General features: G+C 69.2%; 21 protein-coding genes. 18 read left to right on the forward strand and 3 right to left on the reverse strand.

Translation table 11 applies throughout. From position 1 onward, the window contains the following. Window positions 1-7 precede the first annotated feature (7 nt). Window positions 8-937, forward strand: coding sequence for a 1-phosphofructokinase family hexose kinase (locus tag K3M35_RS02405; RefSeq protein WP_006551464.1), 930 nt, complete (start codon window positions 8-10; stop codon window positions 935-937). A gap of 31 nt (window positions 938-968) precedes the next feature. Here K3M35_RS02405 and K3M35_RS02410 read toward each other — a convergent pair whose 3' ends face one another. Continuing rightward, the gene (locus K3M35_RS02410) at window positions 969-1,526 is read right to left on the reverse strand and encodes a glyoxalase/bleomycin resistance/extradiol dioxygenase family protein (protein ID WP_071934888.1); all 558 of its coding nucleotides are present in this window, start codon (window positions 1,524-1,526) and stop codon (window positions 969-971) included. Between the two features lie 163 nt (window positions 1,527-1,689). On the opposite strand from K3M35_RS02410, the gene rpe reads away from it, so the two are divergent. The 17 genes from rpe (at window position 1,690) to K3M35_RS02495 (ending at window position 19,641) form a co-directional block, all read left to right on the forward strand. After that, on the forward strand, window positions 1,690-2,373 hold the full coding sequence (gene rpe / locus K3M35_RS02415; RefSeq protein WP_006551466.1) for a ribulose-phosphate 3-epimerase: 684 nt from the start codon (window positions 1,690-1,692) through the stop codon (window positions 2,371-2,373). Continuing rightward, a complete protein-coding gene (ribD, locus tag K3M35_RS02420; protein ID WP_024100796.1) occupies window positions 2,370-3,389 on the forward strand; it encodes a bifunctional diaminohydroxyphosphoribosylaminopyrimidine deaminase/5-amino-6-(5-phosphoribosylamino)uracil reductase RibD in 1,020 nt (339 codons plus the stop codon). Before rpe ends, ribD begins: the two co-directional genes overlap by 4 nt. A 65-nt stretch (window positions 3,390-3,454) precedes the next feature. After that, window positions 3,455-4,060, forward strand: coding sequence for a riboflavin synthase (locus tag K3M35_RS02425; RefSeq protein ID WP_024100797.1), 606 nt, complete (start codon window positions 3,455-3,457; stop codon window positions 4,058-4,060). Between the two features lie 74 nt (window positions 4,061-4,134). Then, window positions 4,135-5,385: a bifunctional 3,4-dihydroxy-2-butanone-4-phosphate synthase/GTP cyclohydrolase II gene (locus tag K3M35_RS02430; RefSeq protein ID WP_006551469.1), complete on the forward strand. Its 1,251-nt coding sequence runs from the start codon at window positions 4,135-4,137 to the stop codon at window positions 5,383-5,385. Next, entirely contained in the window at window positions 5,385-5,867 is a 483-nt protein-coding gene (gene ribH, locus K3M35_RS02435) for a 6,7-dimethyl-8-ribityllumazine synthase (protein ID WP_006551470.1), read from the forward strand. Before K3M35_RS02430 ends, ribH begins: the two co-directional genes overlap by 1 nt. After that, the gene (locus K3M35_RS02440) at window positions 5,864-6,418 is read left to right on the forward strand and encodes a PH domain-containing protein (protein WP_220665930.1); all 555 of its coding nucleotides are present in this window, start codon (window positions 5,864-5,866) and stop codon (window positions 6,416-6,418) included. Before ribH ends, K3M35_RS02440 begins: the two co-directional genes overlap by 4 nt. A gap of 9 nt (window positions 6,419-6,427) precedes the next feature. Then, the gene (gene uvrC, locus K3M35_RS02445) at window positions 6,428-8,593 is read left to right on the forward strand and encodes an excinuclease ABC subunit UvrC (RefSeq protein WP_220665931.1); all 2,166 of its coding nucleotides are present in this window, start codon (window positions 6,428-6,430) and stop codon (window positions 8,591-8,593) included. Between the two features lie 23 nt (window positions 8,594-8,616). Then, complete coding sequence (gene rapZ, locus K3M35_RS02450; RefSeq protein ID WP_006551473.1) at window positions 8,617-9,531, forward strand: RNase adapter RapZ; 915 nt, start codon at window positions 8,617-8,619, stop codon at window positions 9,529-9,531. Then, entirely contained in the window at window positions 9,528-10,595 is a 1,068-nt protein-coding gene (yvcK, locus tag K3M35_RS02455; protein WP_033096618.1) for a uridine diphosphate-N-acetylglucosamine-binding protein YvcK, read from the forward strand. Before rapZ ends, yvcK begins: the two co-directional genes overlap by 4 nt. After that, the gene (gene whiA / locus K3M35_RS02460; protein WP_006551475.1) at window positions 10,586-11,569 is read left to right on the forward strand and encodes a DNA-binding protein WhiA; all 984 of its coding nucleotides are present in this window, start codon (window positions 10,586-10,588) and stop codon (window positions 11,567-11,569) included. Before yvcK ends, whiA begins: the two co-directional genes overlap by 10 nt. Window positions 11,570-11,692: 123 nt before the next feature. Continuing rightward, entirely contained in the window at window positions 11,693-12,709 is a 1,017-nt protein-coding gene (gene gap, locus K3M35_RS02465; RefSeq protein WP_006551476.1) for a type I glyceraldehyde-3-phosphate dehydrogenase, read from the forward strand. Between the two features lie 26 nt (window positions 12,710-12,735). Beyond that, window positions 12,736-13,947 (forward strand): phosphoglycerate kinase, encoded by a 1,212-nt coding sequence (gene pgk, locus K3M35_RS02470; RefSeq protein ID WP_006551477.1) that lies wholly within the window; start codon window positions 12,736-12,738, stop codon window positions 13,945-13,947. A 5-nt stretch (window positions 13,948-13,952) separates the two neighbouring features. Continuing rightward, window positions 13,953-14,738 carry a triose-phosphate isomerase gene (gene tpiA, locus K3M35_RS02475; RefSeq protein WP_033096619.1) on the forward strand — a complete coding sequence of 262 codons (786 nt, stop codon included), beginning with the start codon at window positions 13,953-13,955 and terminating at the stop codon, window positions 14,736-14,738. A gap of 161 nt (window positions 14,739-14,899) precedes the next feature. Further along, window positions 14,900-15,133, forward strand: a complete 234-nt coding sequence (gene secG / locus K3M35_RS02480) for a preprotein translocase subunit SecG (protein ID WP_006551479.1) — start codon at window positions 14,900-14,902, stop codon at window positions 15,131-15,133. 64 nt (window positions 15,134-15,197) lie between these two features. Beyond that, window positions 15,198-17,960, forward strand: coding sequence for a phosphoenolpyruvate carboxylase (gene ppc, locus K3M35_RS02485; protein WP_064060302.1), 2,763 nt, complete (start codon window positions 15,198-15,200; stop codon window positions 17,958-17,960). Between the two features lie 88 nt (window positions 17,961-18,048). Then, entirely contained in the window at window positions 18,049-18,387 is a 339-nt protein-coding gene (locus tag K3M35_RS02490; protein ID WP_220665932.1) for a YciI family protein, read from the forward strand. A 3-nt stretch (window positions 18,388-18,390) separates the two neighbouring features. Then, entirely contained in the window at window positions 18,391-19,641 is a 1,251-nt protein-coding gene (locus tag K3M35_RS02495) for an RNA polymerase sigma factor (protein ID WP_220665933.1), read from the forward strand. A 250-nt stretch (window positions 19,642-19,891) separates the two neighbouring features. Here the strand turns inward: K3M35_RS02495 and K3M35_RS26835 are convergent, their stop codons facing one another. Further along, window positions 19,892-20,047, reverse strand: a complete 156-nt coding sequence (locus K3M35_RS26835) for a phospholipase effector Tle1 domain-containing protein (protein ID WP_094980519.1) — start codon at window positions 20,045-20,047, stop codon at window positions 19,892-19,894. A 46-nt stretch (window positions 20,048-20,093) separates the two neighbouring features. After that, window positions 20,094-20,582, reverse strand: coding sequence for an SRPBCC domain-containing protein (locus K3M35_RS02505; protein WP_019289288.1), 489 nt, complete (start codon window positions 20,580-20,582; stop codon window positions 20,094-20,096). Between the last annotated feature and the right edge of the window lie 68 nt (window positions 20,583-20,650).

The raw sequence follows: 20,650 nt of genomic DNA on the forward strand, positions 1-20,650 counted from the left end.
TCCGGTCATGCCCGAGATCGTCACCCTGACCATGAACCCGGCACTCGACGTCACGACCTTCACCGACGCGGTGGTGCCCACCCGCAAGCTCCGCTGCGACGAACCGTTCTACGACGCCGGCGGGGGAGGAGTGAACGTCGCGAAGGTCGCGCGCGTGCTCGGTGCCTCGGCCGCCGCCGTCTATCCGGCCGGTGGTGCGCGAGGTGAACAGATGAGCGGTCTGCTCGACGACGACGACGTCGAGGAACACATCGTCCCGATCACCGGGTCCACCCGAGAGTGCTTCACGGCGATCGACCGTCGCAGCGGTCAGGAATACCGTTTCGTCACACCCGGTCCCGAGCTGACGGACGAGGAGCAGGAACGCTGCCTCGCGACACTCGAGAAGGTCGCCGAAGGCGCGAAGTACGTGGTGGCGAGCGGCAGCTTCCCGCCCGGTGTACCCGGCACCTTCGTCCGACGCATCGCGGCGGCGGCGCACGAGGCCGGCGCGCGGTTCGTCCTCGACTCGTCGGGCGATGCGCTGACCAGCATCGATTCGGGTGTCTACCTCGTCAAACCGAGCCTGGACGAGTTGTGCGAGTGGACCGGGCGGGAGCTGGCCACCGACGATGAGCAGATCGCGGCCGCGCGCGAACTCGTCACCTCCGGTGTCACGGAGATCGTGGTCGTCTCGCTCGGCGCAGACGGGGCGATCATGGTGACCGCCGACGAGGCCGTGCGGGTGCCGGCCCTGGCGGCCAAGGTGCGCAGCGCCGTCGGCGCCGGCGACAGCATGGTCGCCGGACTCGTCGTCGGACTGCTGCAGGAACGATCGTTGCGGGACGCGCTTGCTCTCGGGATCGCCTGCGGCACCGCGGCACTGCTCACCGCCGGAAGCCACGTCTGCCACCGCGAGGACATCGATCGTTTTGACGCCCTCGCCCGCCTGGTCTGACGACCCGCGGCGCCGGTCCGGCGACCGCCGGTCACACCGCGCGAGACCGTGGATCCCGCAGGGTACGAACGGCTTCGGTGAGTGTCGAGTGGATGTACCCGAGTTCCGGACTCGCGATGTGCGACCAGTCCGGCGACTCGTCCGCTGCCGCATCGTCCGTCCACGCGGATGTGTCGGCGCCGGGATCGTGCCGCTGGATCCACCAGAGATTGCCGGACGGATCCGAGAACCGGGCGAGGACATCGCCGAAGAAGTCCGTAGGCCGTGTGACGATCGCCGCGCCGTGCTGCGTGGCGCGTTCGAGGACGGCATCGACGTCGTGCACGTGGACCCGTACGAAGGCGGGGGTGAAGGGCCAGTCCGGTTTCCGGTCGGCGACCACGAGCACGGAGTCGCCGACCCGCACCTCCGAGTGGAGGAGGAGCCCGTCGTGGTCGAGGGTGCGCGCTTCGGGCACCTCCTCGGCCTCGAAGACGGCGACGAGGAAGTCGACGAGTTCGGTTGCTCCGTCGGAGATCAGGAAGGTGTCGACGGTGTTCGATCCGTCCGGACGGGGAGGGAGGGATTCGCGGTGATGGAGATCGGTCACGATGATCCTCAAGTTCGTAGGTGACTGCCAGCCTTCCGGGTATTGCGGCCACTTGGTGGCACCAATGCGCCCGAGATCGGAGATTCCCGGCCGGGTTCGGCTGCGTGCGGCGGGTGCGACGCAGGTCCGACCCGGTGGAGGGCGCCGACTAGACTCGTCGGTTGTGGCCCACCCGATGATCGCTCCGTCCATCCTGTCCGCGGATTTCGCTCGTCTCGCCGACGAGGCGCAGGCCGTCGCCGGTGCCGACTGGCTCCACGTCGACGTCATGGACGCCCATTTCGTTCCGAACCTGACGCTCGGTCTCCCGGTCGTCGAGTCGCTGCTGAAGGCGACCGACATCCCGCTCGACTGTCACCTGATGATCGAGAACCCCGGTCGATGGGCTCCGCCCTACGCCGAAGCCGGTGCCCACAACGTCACCTTCCACGCGGAGGCGACCGACGACCCGGTCGCCGTGGCCCGCGACATCCGCGCGGCCGGCGGCAAGGCCGGGCTGTCCGTCAAGCCCGGCACCCCCATCGAGCCCTATCTCGGGATCCTGAAGGAGTTCGACACGCTGCTCGTGATGAGTGTCGAGCCGGGCTTCGGTGGTCAGTCCTTCATCCCGGACGTCCTCGACAAGGCCCGTCAGGTGCGTCGCCTGGTCGACTCGGGTGAACTGCGTCTGCTCGTCGAGATCGACGGTGGCATCAACACCGACACCATCGAGGCCGCCGCGGAAGCCGGTGTGGACTGCTTCGTCGCCGGGTCTGCCGTCTACGGCGCCGCCGATCCCGGTGAGGCGGTCCGCAAACTGCGGGCGCAGGCCGGGGCTGCGTCCCCGCACCTGACGCTCGCGCCGTGACCGCACCCGAGATCGCCGAAGCCCTCCAGTTCGCGCTCGACGCCTCGGAGGCCGTGCGGGGCACGACCAGCCCCAACCCGCCTGTCGGAGCGGTGATCCTCGACGCGGACGGCGCGGTGGCAGGTGTCGGGGCCACCGCACCACCCGGCGGTCCACACGCGGAGGTCCGGGCACTCGAGGCCGCGGGCGAACGCGCGCGCGGCGGAACCGCCGTCGTCACCCTCGAACCGTGCAACCACACCGGCCGCACCGGCCCGTGCGCGCAGGCCCTCATCGAGGCGGGGATCGCGACGGTGTACTACTCCGTCGCCGATCCGAATCCCGTCGCCGGGGGAGGCGCCGACACCCTCCGCGCCGCGGGCATCACGGTGCATCCCGGTCTCGGTGCCGAGACCGTCGCCCGCGGCCCGCTGCGGGCATGGCTGCACCGGCAACACACCGGCCGGCCGCACGTGACGTGGAAGTACGCCGCGTCGATGGACGGTCGCAGCGCGGCCGCCGACGGCACGAGCAAGTGGATCTCCGGTCCCGAGTCGCGTGCGCGCGTGCACGACCAGCGCAGCCGGCTCGACGCCATCATCGTCGGAACCGGCACCGTCCTCACCGACGACCCGTGGTTGACCGCCCGTCTGCCCGACGGCGAACTCGCGCCGCACCAGCCGCTGAGGGTCGTTATCGGTATGCGTGAGATCCCCACCTCCGCAAGAGTTCTCGATGACGCGGCGCCGACGCTGGTGTTGCGCACCCACGACATCGGGGAGGTGCTCGACGCGCTCGGCGACCGACCCGACGTGCTGCTCGAAGGCGGCCCCCGGCTCGCGGGCGCCTTCCTCGCAGCGGGCTGCGTCGACCGCATCCAGGCATACCTGGCGCCCGTCGTGCTCGGAGCCGGCGAGGCCGCCGTCGAGGACGCCGGGGTGGGCACGATCTCCGACGCGCTACGGTTCCGCCGGGAACGGGTCGAGACCGTCGGCTCGGACATTCTGTTGACACTCGTCCCGGACCGGGACAACTGACACTCGTCCCGGACCGGGACAACCGAATCGGACCCGGTCGCGGATCGGGAGCTAAGGAGCGGAACATGTTCACCGGCATAGTCGAGGAACTCGGTGAGATCGTCGCGAAGGAGGACCTCGCCGACTCGGCACGCTTCACCGTGCGCGGACCGCTGGTCACCTCCGACGCCGAGCACGGCGATTCGATCGCGGTCAACGGGGTGTGCCTGACGGTCGTCGACGTCCTCGACGGCGGGTCCTTCACCGCCGATGTAATGCAGGAGACGCTGAACCGGTCGTCGCTCGGACAGCTCACGCTCGGCAGCTCCGTCAACCTCGAACGCGCCGCCGCGCTGAACAGTCGCCTCGGCGGCCACCTCGTGCAGGGCCACGTCGACGCCACCGGAGCCGTCGTCTCCCGCACACCCTCGGAGAACTGGACTGTGGTGCGCATCTCGCTCCCGGCCGAAATCTCCCGCTACGTCGTCGAAAAGGGATCGATCACCGTCGACGGTGTCTCGTTGACGGTCTCGGGTCTCGGAGGGGAACGCGGACAGGAGTGGTTCGAGATCTCGCTCATTCCGACCACCCTGTCGCTGACGACGCTCGGCACCGCCGAGCCGGGCACCCTCGTCAACCTCGAGGTCGACGTGATCGCCAAGTACGTGGAGCGCCTGCAGAACGCGCGCTGACGCGTCGTACTGTGGAGATCGACAGTGGACGCGGAGCACGAGTCGTCCGGATACGAGAGTTGGAGTCCAGGGAAGTGACGAGGTTCGACACCATCGAGCGCGCGGTCGCCGACATCGCCGCCGGTAAGGCGGTCGTCGTGGTCGACGACGAAGACCGTGAAAACGAGGGCGACCTCATCTTCGCCGCGGAGAAGGCAACGCCGGAACTCGTGGCGTTCATGGTCCGCTACACGTCCGGGTACCTGTGCGTGCCCCTGGACGGCGAGGACTGCGACCGTCTCGGGCTGCCTCCCATGTACAGCGTCAACCAGGACAAGCACGGCACCGCCTACACGGTCACCGTCGACGCGAGGGAAGGCATCGGCACAGGTATCTCCGCGTCCGACCGCGCCGCCACCATGCGGCTGCTCGCCGACCCGAACTCCACCGCCCAGGACTTCACGCGTCCCGGTCACGTGGTGCCGCTGCGCGCCAAGGAGGGCGGCGTCCTGCGCCGGCCCGGGCACACCGAGGCCGCCGTCGACCTCGCGCGCATGGCCGACCTGCGACCGGCCGGCGTCATCTGCGAGATCGTCTCGCAGAAGGACGAAGGCGAGATGGCGCGCACCGACGAACTGCGGGTCTTCGCCGACGAACACGAACTCGCCCTGATCTCGATCGCGGATCTCATCGCATGGCGCCGCAAGCACGAGAAGCACGTCGTGCGCGTCGCCGAGGCCCGCATCCCCACCCGGCACGGCGACTTCACGGCCGTCGGCTACCAGAGCATCTACGACGACGTCGAACACGTCGCGCTCGTCCGCGGCGACATCGCCGGCCCGGACGGCGACGGCTCCGACGTGCTCGTGCGTGTGCACTCCGAATGCCTGACCGGCGACGTCTTCGGGTCGCTGCGCTGCGACTGCGGTCCGCAGCTCGACGCCGCCCTCGAGATGGTGGCCGAGGAAGGCCGCGGCGTCGTGCTCTACATGCGTGGCCACGAGGGACGCGGCATCGGCCTGATGCACAAGCTGCAGGCTTACCAGCTGCAGGACTCCGGCTCCGATACCGTCGATGCCAACCTGCAACTCGGCCTGCCCGCCGACGCCCGCGACTACGGCATCGGCGCTCAGATCCTCGTCGACCTCGGTATCTCGTCGATGCGGCTGCTGACCAACAACCCGGCCAAGCGCGTCGGTCTCGACGGCTACGGCCTGCAGATCACCGAACGTGTCCCGATGCCGTTGCGCGCGAACCGCGAGAACATCTCGTACCTGCGCACGAAGCGCGATCGCATGGGCCACGACCTGATCGGTCTCGACGAGTTCGACGAGGGAGACGCCTGATGAGCGGCGAAGGCCTGCCCGACCTGCAGCTCGCCGACGCCGCAGGGCTGAGCCTTGCGATCGTCGCCGGCAGCTGGCACACCGAGATCTCCGACGCCCTCATCGCCGGCGCACAGCGTGTCGCCGAGCAGGCGGGTGTCACCGACGTCACCCTCGAGCGGGTCGCCGGAGCGATCGAGCTTCCCGTCGTCGCGCAGCAGCTCGCCCGCACCCACGACGCGGTCGTCGCGCTCGGCGTGGTGATCCGCGGCGGCACACCGCACTTCGAGTACGTGTGCGACGCCGTGACCTACGGCCTCACCCGGATCGCGCTCGACGAGGGCACCCCCGTGGGCAACGGTGTTCTCACCACCGACACCGAACAGCAGGCCCGCGACCGCGCCGGTCTGCCCGGCTCCGCGGAAGACAAGGGCGGCCAGGCCTGCGCGGCCGCGCTCGACACCGCCGTGACCCTGCGGCGGCTGCGGAAGGCGGCGCGTTGACCCGCGACGAGACCGGCTGGGATCTCGAGGTACGCCCGGAGAAGATGCGGCGCTGGGTCGTCGTGGCGGCGGTCGTCGTCATGGCCATCCACATCTTCGCGGCGCTCGTGCTCCGCGGGGGCGGCGACACCGGCGTGAACCTGCGGGTCGTCGACCAGATCGCGATCCTCGCCATCGGTGTCGTGCTCACCGGAGGCGTCCTGCTGTTCACCCGCCCACGGCTGCGGGCGGGTGCCGACGGCGTCTCCGTCCGCAACGTGGTCGCCGAACGACACATCCCGTGGACCGACGTGCGCGGGCTGTTCTTCGACCAGGGCGCCCCCTGGGCCCGCCTCGAACTGCCGTTCGACGAGTACGTGCCCGTCGTCGCCATCCAGGCGCGCGACGGGGAACGCGCCGTGGACGCGCTCGAGGGTTTCCGCGAACTGGAGTCCCGCTACACCGGCGGAGCCGTCAGCGACAACAACGACGGCGGAGCCGTCAGGCGCCACGACGACGGCGGAGCCGTCAGGGGCGACGACGACGGCGGAGCCGTCAGGGGCGACGACTAGCCTGGACCTGTGCCCGACCCCTCGACATATCGCCCAGCCCCCGGTTCCATTCCCACGGAGCCGGGGGTCTACAAGTTCCGCGACCCGCACGGCCGGGTCGTCTACGTCGGCAAGGCGAAGAATCTCCGGTCCCGCCTGAACTCGTACTTCGCCGACATCGCCTCGCTGCATCCGCGCACCCGTCAGATGGTCACCACCGCGGGCCGGGTCGAGTGGACGGTGGTGCGCACCGAGGTCGAGGCACTCCAACTCGAGTACAACTGGATCAAGGAGTTCGATCCGCGGTTCAACGTCCGCTACCGCGACGACAAGACGTACCCGATGCTCGCGGTCACGTTGAACGAGGAATACCCCCGTCTGTTCGTCTACCGGGGGCCGCGCCGCAAGGGCGTGCGCTATTTCGGTCCCTACTCGCATGCCTGGGCGATCCGCGAGACCCTCGACCTGTTGCTGCGGGTGTTCCCGTCGCGCACGTGCTCGGCCGGGGTCTTCAAGCGGCACGCGCAGATCGGCCGCCCGTGCCTGCTCGGCTACATCGACAAATGCTCCGCGCCGTGTGTCGGACGCGTCTCCGCCGACGAACACCGCCGCATCGTCGAGGACTTCTGCGACTTCCTCGCCGGTCGCACCGACAAACTCGTCCGCGATGTCGAGAAGCGGATGCAGGCCGCCGCGGAGGAACTCGACTTCGAGACCGCAGCCCGCCTGCGCGACGATCTCGGGGCACTGCGCAAGGCACTCGAGAAGCAGGCCGTCGTGCTCGGCGACGGTACCGACGCCGACCTCGTGGCGTTCGCCGGCGACGACCTCGAGGTGGCCGTCCAGGTCTTTCACGTGCGCGGCGGTCGCGTGCGGGGTCAACGCGGCTGGGTCGTCGAGAAGTCCGGCGACGTGCTCGACCGTCCCGAGGACCGCGACGTCGAAGGCGTCGAGGCCGCCGAGGGGACCGACGACGCCGAAGAACTCTCGCTGCTCGTCGAACAGTTCCTCACCCAGTTCTACGGCGAGGAGGCCGCGCTCGGCACCGACGACGCGGACGCCACCAGTGCCGTGCCGCGCGAGGTGCTCGTCCCCGCCCTGCCGCCCGACCCGGATGAGATGAGCCGCTGGCTCGGGCGTCTGCGCGGCGGTCCCGTGCGTCTGCGCATCCCGCAGCGCGGCGACAAGAAGGCACTGGCCGACACGGTCGAACGCAACGCCAAGGAAGCACTTGCCCAGCACAAGCTGCGGCGCGCGGGCGACTTCAATGCCCGATCGGCGGCGTTGCAGGGTATCCAGGACGCCCTCGACCTCGACTCGGCGCCGCTGCGTATCGAGTGTGTCGACATCAGCCACGTGCAGGGCACCGACGTCGTCGCATCGCTGGTCGTCTTCGAGGACGGACTGCCCCGCAAGTCCGACTACCGGCACTACGCCATCAAGCACGCCGCGGGCGACGGGCACTCCGACGACGTCGCCTCGATCGCCGAGGTCACCCGCCGGCGTTTCCTCCGCCACAACCGCGACCTCGCCCGACAGGCCGATTCGGACGGATCCGTTCCGGAGGGTGGCGACGGCGGGGACCTCGCGCCCGAAGCAGCACTGGACCCGGCGACGGGCCGTCCGCGCAGGTTCGCCTACCCGCCGAATCTGTTCGTCGTCGACGGTGGTGCGCCGCAGGTCGCGGCCGCGGCCGAGGTCCTCGACGAACTCGGTATCACGGATGTCGCGGTCGTCGGGCTCGCGAAGCGTCTCGAGGAGGTGTGGGTGCCGGGGGAGGAGGACCCGGTGATCCTTCCGCGCACCAGCGAGTCGCTGTACCTGCTGCAACGTATCCGCGACGAGGCACACCGTTTCGCGATCACCTACCACCGCAGCAAGCGGTCGAAGCGCATGACCGCCTCCGCTCTCGACGGGGTTCGTGGTCTCGGCGACACCCGACGCAAGGCGCTCGTCACCCACTTCGGGTCGGTCGCGCGGCTACGCGAGGCGAGCGTCGAGGAGATCACCGCGGTGCCCGGGATCGGGCAGGCCACGGCGAAAGCCGTCCTCGAGGCGCTGCGGGGCGACGTACCGGCTCCGGCCGAGTCGCCGCAGGACACCGACGCCCCGACGGCCGCGGATGCGGGCGACACGCCGGTAGGCGATGATGGCTCCGTCGGCGTGTCGGGAGTACGAGCGGAGTCGGAACAGTGACCGAAGTGGGTCGGATCCCGGGGATGGCGGACGGTTCGGAACAGGGTGTCGACGGTGAACGGCCGGCGCAGGCCGAGGTCATCGTCGTCACCGGACTGTCCGGAGCCGGACTGAGTACTGCGGCGACCGCCCTCGAGGATCTCGGGTGGTACGTCGCGGAGAACCTCCCGCCCCAGTTGGTGCTGTCGATGATCGATCTCGCGGTGCAGGCCGAACCTCCGCTGCAACGTCTCGCCGTGGTGATGGACGTGCGCAGCCGGTTGTTCACCGGCGACCTCGAACGCGTCGTCACCGATCTGGCGGCCCGCCCGGTCAACACCCGGGTGCTGTTCCTCGAAGCGGCCGACTCGGTGCTCGTCCGGCGGTTCGAGCAGGTACGCCGCAGTCATCCGCTGCAGTCCGACACGGCCGATCGCACGCTCACCGACGGCATCGCCGTCGAACGCGAGCAGCTCGCTCCCGTGAAGGCCGCGGCCGACCTCGTCATCGACACGTCCGCGCTGTCCGGGCCCGATCTGCGTCGCAAGATCGAGGCGGCCTTCGGCGACGCGACATCCGACACCATCCGGGTGACCGTGGAGTCGTTCGGCTTCAAGTACGGCCTGCCCATGGACTCCGACGTCGTGTGCGACGTGCGGTTCCTGCCGAACCCCCACTGGATCGCCGAATTGCGGCCGCACACCGGGCAGGACGCGGCGGTGCGCGACTATGTACTCTCCCGCGACGGTGCCGAGGACTATCTCGCCACCTATCACCGGCTGCTCGATCTGACGACCGCCGGTTACCGTCGGGAGGGGAAGCGCTACATGACGATTGCAGTGGGCTGCACCGGAGGGAAACACCGGAGCGTGGCGATGGCCGAGGCCCTCGCTGCACGCCTCGAGCAGGCACCGGATCTGACGGTGAACGTGGTGCACCGGGATCTGGGGCGCGAGTGAACGCCGCCGAGACTCCCGACTCCGACAGCACGCCGTACTCCGAGAGCGCTCCGAGCTCCGGGGCGGTGCCCGGCCCCGCGATCACTGCTCTCGGTGGCGGACACGGCCTGTACGCGACGCTCAGTGCCGTCCGGCGCCTCACCGACCGGGTCACCGCCGTGGTGACCGTCGCCGATGACGGAGGGTCCTCGGGACGGCTGCGCGCCGAACTCGGCGTCGTCCCACCCGGCGACCTGCGCATGGCGCTCGCAGCGCTCGCCGGCCGCGACGACGAGGTCCGGGTGTGGACCGAGACCGTCCAACACCGCTTCGGGGGCACGGGCGCCCTCGCCGGGCACTCGGTCGGCAACTTGATCCTCGCCGGGCTCGCCGAGGTCGCGGGCGACACCGTCACCGCCCTCGACATGCTCGCCCGCGTCCTCGACGTGCGCGGCCGTGTGCTGCCCATGTCGCCGATCCCGCTCGACATCGAGGCCGACGTGTCGGGACTCGAATCCGACCCGCGGGTGAGCCGCTGCATCCGGGGGCAGGTCGCGGTGGCGACCACCCCGGGCAAGGTGCGCCGGGTCCGGCTGATTCCCGCCGATCCGCCGGCCTGCCCGCCTGCGCTCGACGCGGTGTGCGAGGCCGATCTCGTGGTGCTCGGCCCGGGATCCTGGTTCTCGAGCGTCATCCCGCACGTGCTCGTCCCGGACCTGCACGAGGCGCTGGTCCACACGACGGCGCTCAAGGTCCTCGTGCTCAACCTCGCGGCGGAACCGGGGGAGACCGCAGGCTTCTCCGCGGAACGCCACCTGCACGTTCTCGCCCAGCACGCCCCCGATTTCCGTGTCGACCAGGTCGTCGTGGATGCTGCCTCGGTACCGGAAGGACGCGAGCGCGAGCACCTGAGCCGGTCCGCGGCCCGATTCGGAGCGGACGTCTCGTTCGTCGACGTCGCCGAGACCGGTACGCATCGACACGACCCCGCCAAGTTGGCGGGGGCACTGGAAACATGTCTGTCCTCGCGCGGTGGAGTCCGTGCCACACGCGGGGGTGGGAGGGAGAGCGTCTCGTGGCAATGACAGCGGAGGTCAAGGACGAGCTGAGCAGGTTGTCGGTCACCAGGATCAGCAACCGCAAGGCCGAGGTGTCCGCCCTCCTGCGCTTCGCCGGGGGATTGCACATCGTCGCCGGGCGAGTGGTCGTCGAGGCCGAGGTCGACCTCGGATCGATCGCACGTCGCCTCCGCCGCGAGATCTTCGAGCTCTACAGCTATCCCGCGGAGATTCAGGTGCTCGGCGCGGGTGGTCTGCGCAAGAGCTCCCGGTACATCGTCCGTGTCGGGAAGGACGGTGAGGCGCTGGCCCGCCGCACCGGTCTGCTCGACGGTCGCGGACGACCGGTGCGCGGACTGCCGGCACAGGTGGTCGGCGGCAGCGTCTCCGACTCCGCCGCGGCGTGGCGCGGGGCGTTTCTCGCCCACGGCTCGCTCACCGAACCGGGCCGTTCCTCGGCGCTCGAGGTGAGCTGCCCCGGCCCGGAGGCCGCCCTCGCGCTCGTCGGCGCCGCCCGCCGGCTCGGCGTCACTGCCAAGGCGCGTGAGGTGCGCGGCGCCGACCGGGTGGTGATCCGCGACGGCGAGGCCATCGGCGCGCTGCTCACCCACATGGGCGCGCAGGACACCCGGCTGGTCTGGGAGGAGCGCCGCATGCGCCGGGAGGTGCGGGCGACCGCGAACCGCCTCGCCAACTTCGACGACGCCAATCTGCGCCGGTCCGCACGCGCCGCCGTGGCGGCCGCCGCGCGGGTCGAGCGGGCGCTGGCGATCCTCGGCGCCGACGTGCCCGACCACCTCGCTGCCGCCGGCGCGCTGCGCGTGCAGCACCGTCAGGCGTCCCTCGAGGAGCTCGGCCAGCTCGCCGATCCGCCGATGACCAAGGACGCCGTCGCGGGACGGATCCGCCGCCTGCTGTCGATGGCGGATCGTCGCGCGAAGGAACTCGGGATCCCCGATACGGAGTCGGCCGTCACCGCTGAGTTGCTGGACGAGGCATAGCGGGGCAGGCTTGCAAGGGAGTTCGCGCCACGGCCGGGCGGCTCCCCACAGTACGACCGAACCCCACTAGGGTGAAGGTCACACAAGTACGACCATCGGAATACTGGGCAAAGGAGCTTCATTGTGACTGTCCGCGTAGGCGTGAACGGATTCGGACGCATCGGGCGCAACTTCTTCCGGGCGGTCGAGGCACAGAAGGCACTCGGCACCACCGACATCGAGATCGTTGCCGTCAACGACCTCACCGACAACGACACCCTCGCGACGCTCCTGAAGTACGACTCGATCCTGGGGCGCCTCGACAAGGACGTGCATGTCGAGGGCGACGACATCGTCGTCGGCGATCGGAAGATCAAGGCCCTCTCGATCAAGGAGGGCCCCTCCGCTCTTCCGTGGGGCGACCTCGGTGTCGACGTCGTCGTCGAGTCCACCGGCATCTTCACCAACGCCGCCAAGGCGAAGGGGCACATCGACGCCGGCGCCAAGAAGGTCATCATCTCGGCGCCTGCCACCGACGAGGACATCACCATCGTCATGGGCGTCAACCACGACAAGTACGACGGCACGCAGAACATCATCTCCAACGCCTCGTGCACCACGAACTGCCTCGGCCCCCTCGCCAAGGTGCTGAACGACGAGTTCGGCATCGAGAAGGGCCTGATGACCACGATCCACGCGTACACCCAGGACCAGAACCTGCAGGATGGACCGCACAAGGATCTGCGTCGCGCCCGCGCTGCCGCCCTGAACATCGTCCCCACCGGCACAGGCGCCGCCAAGGCCATCGGCCTCGTGCTCCCCGAGCTGCTCGGCAAGCTCGACGGCTACGCGCTGCGCGTCCCGGTCCCGACCGGCTCGGTCACCGACCTCACCGCGACCCTCACCAAGAAGGCCACCGCCGATGAGGTCAACGCCGCACTGAAGGCTGCCGCGGAGGGTCCGCTGAAGGGCATCCTGAAGTACAACACCGATCCGATCGTGTCCTCGGACATCGTCACCGACCCGCACTCGTCGATCTTCGACGCGCCTCTGACCAAGGTCATCGACGAGCAGGTCAAGGTCGTCTCGTGGTACGACAACGAGTGGGGCTACTCGAATCGTCTTGCCGACCTCGTCGGTCTCGTCGGCAAGTCTCTTTGAAACTCGTAGAACAGGACATTTGAACAGTGGCAGTTCAGACCCTCGAGGATCTGCTCGACGCAGGTGTGGAGGGTCGGGGCGTACTCGTGCGCTCCGACCTCAACGTCCCGCTCGACGGCGACACGATCACCGACGCCGGCCGCATCCTCGCGTCCGCGCCCACCATCCGCACGCTCGCGGAGGCCGGGGCCAAGGTCGTCGTGACCGCGCACCTCGGCCGCCCCAAGGGCGAGCCGGATCCGAAGTACTCGCTCGCGCCCGTCGCAGCGAAACTCGGTGAGGTGCTCGACCGCAACGTCCAGCTCGCCTCCGACGTCGTCGGCCAGGATGCGCTGGCGCGTTCCGAAGGGCTGACCGACGGCGACATCCTCCTGCTCGAGAACGTCCGCTTCGACGCTCGCGAGACCAGCAAGGACGATGCCGAGCGGCTCGCCTTCGCCCGTGAGCTCGTCGAGCTCGTCGGCGACGACGGCGCATTCGTCTCCGACGGCTTCGGTGTCGTGCACCGCAAGCAGGCGTCGGTCTACGACGTCGCGACGCTGCTCCCGCACTACGCGGGTGGTCTCGTCGCGGCCGAGGTCGACGTGCTCGCCAAGCTCACCACCGACACCGAGCGTCCGTACGCCGTGGTGCTCGGCGGCTCGAAGGTCTCCGACAAGCTCGGGGTCATCGAGGCGCTCGCACCCAAGGTCGACACGCTCGTAATCGGTGGCGGCATGTGCTTCACCTTCCTTGCGGCACAGGGCTACTCGGTCGGCACGTCGCTGCTCGAGGAGTCGATGATCGACACCTGCAAGCAACTGCTCGAACGCTTCGGCGACGTCATCCACATCCCTCAGGACGTGGTGGTGGCCGACAAGTTCGCGGCCGACGCACAGTCGCAGACCGTCGCGGCCGACTCCATCCCCGACGGATGGATGGGCCTCGACATCGGACCGGAGTCCGTGCGGCGCTTCGCCTCGCTCCTCGGCTCGGCGAAGACGGTGTTCTGGAACGGCCCGATGGGCGTGTTCGAGTTCGAGAACTTCGCGGCGGGCACGAAGGGTGTAGCGGAAGCGATCATCGAGGCCACCGGCAAGGGCGCGTTCAGCGTCGTCGGTGGCGGCGACTCCGCTGCGGCCGTGCGGTCGCTCGGACTCGGTGAGGACCGCTTCTCCCACATCTCCACCGGTGGTGGCGCCTCCCTCGAGTACCTCGAGGGCAAGGAACTGCCCGGCATCGCAGTTCTGGAGGGCTGACGGTCATGGCACGGACACCGCTCATCGCGGGCAACTGGAAGATGAACCTCAACCACCTCGAGGCCATCGCCCTGGTGCAGAAGATCGCGTTCACCCTTCCCGAGAAGTACCTCGAGAAGGTCGACGTGACGGTCATCCCGCCGTTCACCGGCATCCGCTCGGTGCAGACCCTCGTCGAGGGCGACAAGCTCGGCATCACCTACGGAGCCCAGGACATATCGGTCCACGACTCCGGCGCCTACACCGGCGAGATCTCCGGCGCGATGCTCGCGAAGCTCGGCTGCACCTACGTGATCGTCGGGCACTCCGAGCGTCGCACCCTGCACGGTGAGACCGACGAGATCGTCCGCGACAAGACCAAGGCCGCGCTGCGGCACGGTCTCACTCCGATCGTGTGCATCGGCGAAGGACTCGACGTCCGCGAAGCCGGCAACCACGTCGAGTACAACGTCGAGCAGTTGAAGAACTCGCTCGCCGGCCTGTCCGCCGACGAGATCGCAAAGATCGTCGTCGCGTACGAGCCGGTCTGGGCCATCGGCACGGGCAAGGTCGCTTCGGCGGCCGACGCACAGGAGGTGTGCGCCGCGGTGCGCAGCACCCTCGCCGAACTGGCCTCGCCCGAGGTCGCGGCATCGGTCCGAGTCCTGTACGGCGGGTCGGTCAACGCCAAGAACGTCGGTGAGCTCATCGCTCAGACCGACGTCGACGGCGGCCTCGTGGGAGGCGCCTCCCTCAAGGCCGACGAATTCGCTCAGCTGTCGGCGATCGCCGCAGGCGGTCCGCTCCTCTAGAGCGACCGGCATCGGGCGGGGTGCAGGATCTCGACGAGATGCTGCACCCCGCCCGCATTTCGCCCACCCGGCGTCCCCGGCACACCCGCAGCGTCCTCACAGGACGAGCGGGTAAGCTGACGCCGACGTCGCCCACCATCCGAAGGACATCGAACACCGACATGGAACTGTTCCTGGACATCCTCCTGATCGTCACGAGCCTGTTGCTCATCCTGCTGGTGCTGCTGCACCGCGGTAAGGGCGGTGGTCTGTCCAGCCTGTTCGGTGGCGGAGTCCAGTCCAATCTCTCGGGCTCGACGGTGGCGGAGAAGAACCTCGACCGTCTCACCGTCTTCACCGGCATCATCTGGGTGATCTCGATCCTCGGCATCGGACTGCAGATCAAGTTCAGCTGATCCCCGCACGTGCACGGACGCTGCCGCGGTCGCGCCCCGGCCGCCGGGCACAGATACTGGCCGTATGACGGACACTGTGCCTGCCTCTGCTACCGAACCCCTCCGCGAGGACATCCGCCTGCTCGGCGGCATCCTCGGCAACGTCATCCGTGAGCAGGCAGGACCCGAGACCTTCGACCTGGTCGAATCGGCCCGGGTGGAGAGTTTCCGGATCCGGCGCTCCGAGATCGACCGCACCGAACTCGCCGAACGCTTCGCCGGCGTCGCCACCGACGACCTGATTCCCGTCGCCCGGGCGTTCAGCCATTTCGGTCTGCTCGCCAATCTCGCCGAGGATCTGCACCGCGAACGACGTCGAGCCCTGCACGTGCGCGCAGGCGACCCACCGCAGGACAGTAGCCTCGCCGCCACCTACGCCAAGCTCGACGCCGCCGGTCCGGGCCTCGATGCCGACACCGTGACCGACGCGCTCGCGTCGGCTCTCGTCGCCCCCGTCATCACCGCTCATCCCACCGAGACCCGCCGACGCACCGTCTTCGACGTCCAGACCGCCGTCACCGAACTCATGCGGCGCCGGGAGAGGACCGACGAACCCGCCGCGCTCGAGGAAATCGACCGCGCCCTGTACCGGCACATCCTGACCCTCTGGGACACCGCGCTCATCCGGCTCGCGCGCCTGAGGATCATCGACGAGGTCGACAACGGTCTGCGCTACTACGACCTCGCACTGTTCGACGTCGTTCCCGCCCTCAACGCCGAAGTGCGACGCGAACTCCGGCGACGCTGGCCCGACGCGGCGGTGCTCACCGAACCGCTGGTCCGGCCGGGAACCTGGATCGGCGGCGACCGCGACGGCAACCCCAACGTCGACGGCGAGGTCGTCACCACGGCCGCGAATCGCGCCTGTGAGACCGCGCTGCGACATCACCTCACCGAACTCGCCGCGCTCGAACGCGAACTGTCGATGTCCGAACGCACCGCGACCATCAGCAGCGCCCTGAAGAAGCTCGCCGACGACTCGGGCGACGACAATCCCGCCCACAGCGACGAGCCGTACCGACGCGCCGTACACGGTATCCGCGCTCGCCTCACCGCCACCGCGGGCAGGCTGCTGCCCGGCGTGGATCTGCCCCACACGGTGCGTATCCCGTGCGAGCCCTATGCCACCCCGGCCCGCCTGCACACCGACCTGAACATCGTCGACGCCTCGCTGCGCGCCGGCGGAGCGACCGTGATCGCCGACGATCGACTCGCGCACCTGCGCAGCGCCGTCGAGGTCTTCGGCTTCCACCTCGCGCCACTCGACCTGCGTCAGAATTCCGAGGTCCACGAGAACGTCGTCGCCGAACTGCTCTCCTGGGCGGGAGTGACCGACCGCTACCGCGACCTGCCGGAGGACGACAAGGTCGCGCTGCTCACCGCGGAGTTGCGGATCCGCCGCCCGCTCACCACCCCCGACGCCCACCTGTCGGACGAGACAGCCAAGGAACTGGGCATCCTGCGTGCTGCCGCCGACGTGGTCCGTCGCATCGGACCGGCCGCCATCGAGCACTACATCATCAGCATGTGCACCTCGGTGTCCGACCTGCTCGAGGTCGAGGTCCTGCTCAAGGAGGTCGGGCTGCTCGACCTCGACCGCGGCTATCCGCGCAGCACGGTGCAGGTCATCCCGCTGTTCGAGACGATCGACGACCTGCGCGGCGGTGCCGCCACGCTGACCGCCGCCCTCGCCGTGCCCGAGTTCCGCAGCCTCGTCGACGGACACGACGGACTGCAGGAGATCATGCTCGGCTACTCCGATTCCAACAAGGATGGCGGTTATCTCACCGCCAACTGGGCGCTCTACCGCGCGGAACTCGATCTCGTCGAGGCGGCGCGCACCGCCGGGATCCGGCTGCGCCTGTTCCACGGTCGCGGCGGCACCGTCGGTCGCGGTGGCGGACCGAGTTACGACGCCATCCTGGCCCAGCCTCCCGGCGCGGTCCAGGGCTCGTTGCGTCTGACCGAGCAGGGCGAGGTCATCGCCGCGAAGTACCGCGAACCGGTGCTCGCCCGCCGCAACCTCGAGGCGCTCGTCTCGGCGACCCTCGAGTCGAGCTTGCTCGATGTCGAAGGCCTCGGGAAGGACGCGCCGGAGGCCTACCGCATCCTCGACGAACTTGCCGACCTCGCTCGCGCCGCGTACAGCCGACTCGTGCACGAGACACCGGGATTCGTCGAGTACTTCACCACCGCGACGCCGGTCTCGGAGATCGGTGCCCTCAACATCGGCAGCCGTCCCGCCTCCCGTAAGCAGACGAAGGCGATCAGCGACCTGCGGGCCATCCCGTGGGTGCTCTCGTGGACCCAGAGCCGCGTGATGCTCCCCGGCTGGTACGGCACGGGAACGGCTGTGCAGGACTGGGTGGCTGGTGATCCGGACCGGTTGGCGACCCTGCAGGATCTCTACCGTCGCTGGCCGTTCTTCCGTTCGGTGCTGTCGAACATGGCGCAGGTGCTCGCCAAGTCCGATCTCGGCCTGGCCGCCCGGTACTCCGAACTCGTCGAGGACACCGAACTGCGCGAGCGGGTGTTCGGCAGCATCGTCGACGAGCACGCCCGTACAGTCGACGCCTACCGGCAGATCACGGGCTACGACTCGCTCGTCGCGGATAATCCGGCGCTCGAGCGGTCGCTGCACAACCGGTTCCCGTATCTCGAACCGCTCAACCACCTGCAGGTCGAGTTGCTGCGCCGGTTCCGTGCCGGTGAGGACACCGACCGTGTCCGGCGCGGTATCCAGATCACGATGAACGGTCTCGCCACGGCGTTGCGCAACAGCGGTTAGAAAAAATCTCTCGTCGGGCGTCGATCCGGCAGGTGTCCGTTCGTCGTGATGGTGTAGGACGAACACCACACAGACGGGAGCGACCGCCATGAAGTACATGCTGTTGATCTACGCATCCACGACCGCCGAGGCCACCTGCACCGTCGAGGACTGGCAGGACTACGAGAAGGCGATGCGCGACGCGGGTGTCCTCGTGTCCGGGCACGCCTTGCAGGATCTCGTCACCGCGACGACCGTGCAGGTCGACGGGGACGGACGACGCACGGTGACCGACGGACCGTTCGGCGAGAGCCGCGAGGTGCTCGGCGGATACGACGTCATCGACGTCGGCAGCCTCGACGAGGCACTCGACTGGGCGGCACGCTGTCCCGGATCGCGGGACGGCGGCACGGTCGTCGTGCGGCCGATCGCCGACTTCGGGGACTGAGCGATGGGGGAGCCGGCCTCGGCCGTCGAGTCGGTGTTCCGCGAGGAACACGGCCGGCTCCTCGCCGCGCTCGTCCATCGCTTCGGCGACCTCGACCTCGCCGAGGAGGTCGCATCGGAGGCACTCGAGGCGGCGCTCGTGCACTGGCCGGTCGACGGTGTGCCCGAGCGTCCGGGCGCTTGGCTGCTCACCACGGCCAGGCGCCGAGCGCTGGATCGGGTGCGCCGCGACCGCGTGTATGCGACGCGACTGGCGGAACTCGCCGTCGACACCGAACGTCGCGCGTCGTACGAACCGCCCGATGCCGGAGAACTGACGGACGACCGCCTCGAACTGTTCTTCACGTGCGCCCACCCCGCCCTCGCGGCGGACGACCGCGTCGCGCTGATCCTGCGCTGCCTCGGTGGTCTCACGACGAACGAGGTCGCGCGGGCCTTCCTCGTCCCGTCGCCGACGATGGCCCAGCGGATCGTGCGGGCCAAGAAGAAGATCCGCGGTGCCCGCATCCCGTTCCGGGTACCCGGACCGGACGAGCTGCCGGAGCGCCTGCCGGTGGTGCTCGCGGCGCTGTACTCGATCTTCACCGAGGGCTATGCCGCGAGCAGCGGTGAACATCTGCAACGCCTCGCCCTCGCAGAGGAGGCGGTCCGCCTCACCCGCATCCTGCACCGTCTGATGCCGACGGAACGGGAGGTGAGCGGGTTGCTCGCGCTGATGCTGCTCGTCCATGCCCGCCGGGACGCACGCACCGACCCGACCGGCGCCGTCATGCTGCTCGACGTGCAGGACCGCACCCGATGGGACCGCGCGATGATCGAGGAGGGCAGCGCACTGGTGGTCGCCGCACTCACCGGACGACCACCCGGCCCGTACGGGGTGCAGGCCGCGATAGCCGCGTTGCACGACGAGGCGAGCGACGTCGACAGCACCGACTGGCCGCAGATCGTCGCCCTCTACGACGTACTGACCGCCCTGAGCCCGTCACCGATCGTCGCACTGAACCGCGCCGTGGCGGTCGCGATGCGCGACGGGCCCGCGGCCGGACTCGAACTCCTCGACGGACTCGCCGACGAGCCGAGTATCCGCGACTACGGACCGTACGTGGTGGCACGAGCCGAGTTGCTGGCTCGGGTCGGCCGGAAAGGTGAAGCGGCCGAAGTGTATCGGCGGGCGCTCGAGCTCGCCGGTACCGAACCCGAGCGGCGCCACCTCAGGGCGAGGTCGGCGGAGCTGTCGCGTTCACGGGAGTTGTGACCGACCCCGGTGCGCCGAGACCTCCGATGGGGGCGGAGCGGCGCGGTCCGGCGGTTCGTATGGCCGGATACCTCGAGGTCGTAGCGCTTCGGCGTGTACCACTCCGGATCGACCCAGTGCGGATTCCGTAGCCGGGTCGCCAGACCGTCCTCCCGGAGCTCGACGCTCTCGTGGATCTTCAGTCCTTCGGGCGATCGTGCCCCGCCGAGGATCTCACGAGTTCCTCGTCCGATGAGCCACCAGATGCGGCTCATCCGGGTCGGCGTCGCCGTCGCGCTCGTCTGTTCCGGCAGTCCTCGAATCCACCGCCGACGTCGGAGTGGACGCCCGTGAACCAGACCTCCTCGATCCGGTCGTTGGCGACCTCGTCCACCTTGTACGGCCTGCGGTACTCGTCGATGGAGATTTCCGGTGGTGCTCGTCGGGCGGATCACTGCAGCGAAAGGCGCCGGTCAGCGGTATTCGTCGACCAGGTCGAGGTAGTCGTCCCACAACGGCGGGCGGGTGCCGGCCAGTGCTGCGTCGAGGCGGTCGAGGTAGTACTGCCACCCCGGCCCGATCTCTCCGGCCTCCGAGCGCGGGACGTGCCGGTGTGTGAACTCGAGGGTGGTGACCTTCCCGACCTGACGCAGCACCACCTCGAGCTGCCACCCGTCCACGTCGACGGCGAATCCCTCGGGGGGAGAACACCGGAGGATGTCGACGTAGGTGGTGGCCGAATCGTGGTCGTCCGTCATGGTCAGGAGCACACGGCCCGTAGCGGGGTCGCCGATGTACGTGCCGTACCAACGGCCCAGCTTCTCCGAATCGGTGAGTGCCGCCCAGACCTCACCGATCGGGAGCAGGAAGTTGCGGTGGTAGATCAACCGCACCAGCGACGAGTCGCTCGGGCAATCGCGCTCCGGGCTCACTTCGCCTGTGATCGTCCTCGGCGTGCTCATCACGGCTCCTCTCGATGGGCGCTCGCCTTATCGAAATTGTCCTGCATCCGGCTGCCGGTGCGGTCCGT

It is taken from the genome of Rhodococcus sp. DMU2021 (assembly GCF_019641445.1).
Lineage (GTDB): Bacteria > Actinomycetota > Actinomycetes > Mycobacteriales > Mycobacteriaceae > Rhodococcus > Rhodococcus pyridinivorans.

Excerpts from the sequence above, each read along its gene's own strand:
- secG (WP_006551479.1), top strand. The coding sequence starts at position 14,900 with ATGGAACTGTTCCTGGACATCCTCCTGATCGTCACGAGCCTGTTGCTC.
- K3M35_RS02405 (WP_006551464.1), top strand. The coding sequence starts at position 8 with ATGCCCGAGATCGTCACCCTGACCATGAACCCGGCACTCGACGTCACG.
- K3M35_RS02425 (WP_024100797.1), top strand. The coding sequence starts at position 3,455 with ATGTTCACCGGCATAGTCGAGGAACTCGGTGAGATCGTCGCGAAGGAG.
- tpiA (WP_033096619.1), top strand. The coding sequence starts at position 13,953 with ATGGCACGGACACCGCTCATCGCGGGCAACTGGAAGATGAACCTCAAC.
- K3M35_RS02505 (WP_019289288.1), bottom strand. The coding sequence starts at position 20,582 with ATGAGCACGCCGAGGACGATCACAGGCGAAGTGAGCCCGGAGCGCGAT.
- K3M35_RS02490 (WP_220665932.1), top strand. The coding sequence starts at position 18,049 with ATGAAGTACATGCTGTTGATCTACGCATCCACGACCGCCGAGGCCACC.
- rapZ (WP_006551473.1), top strand. The coding sequence starts at position 8,617 with ATGGCGGACGGTTCGGAACAGGGTGTCGACGGTGAACGGCCGGCGCAG.
- ribH (WP_006551470.1), top strand. The coding sequence starts at position 5,385 with ATGAGCGGCGAAGGCCTGCCCGACCTGCAGCTCGCCGACGCCGCAGGG.
- ppc (WP_064060302.1), top strand. The coding sequence starts at position 15,198 with ATGACGGACACTGTGCCTGCCTCTGCTACCGAACCCCTCCGCGAGGAC.
- K3M35_RS02495 (WP_220665933.1), top strand. The coding sequence starts at position 18,391 with ATGGGGGAGCCGGCCTCGGCCGTCGAGTCGGTGTTCCGCGAGGAACAC.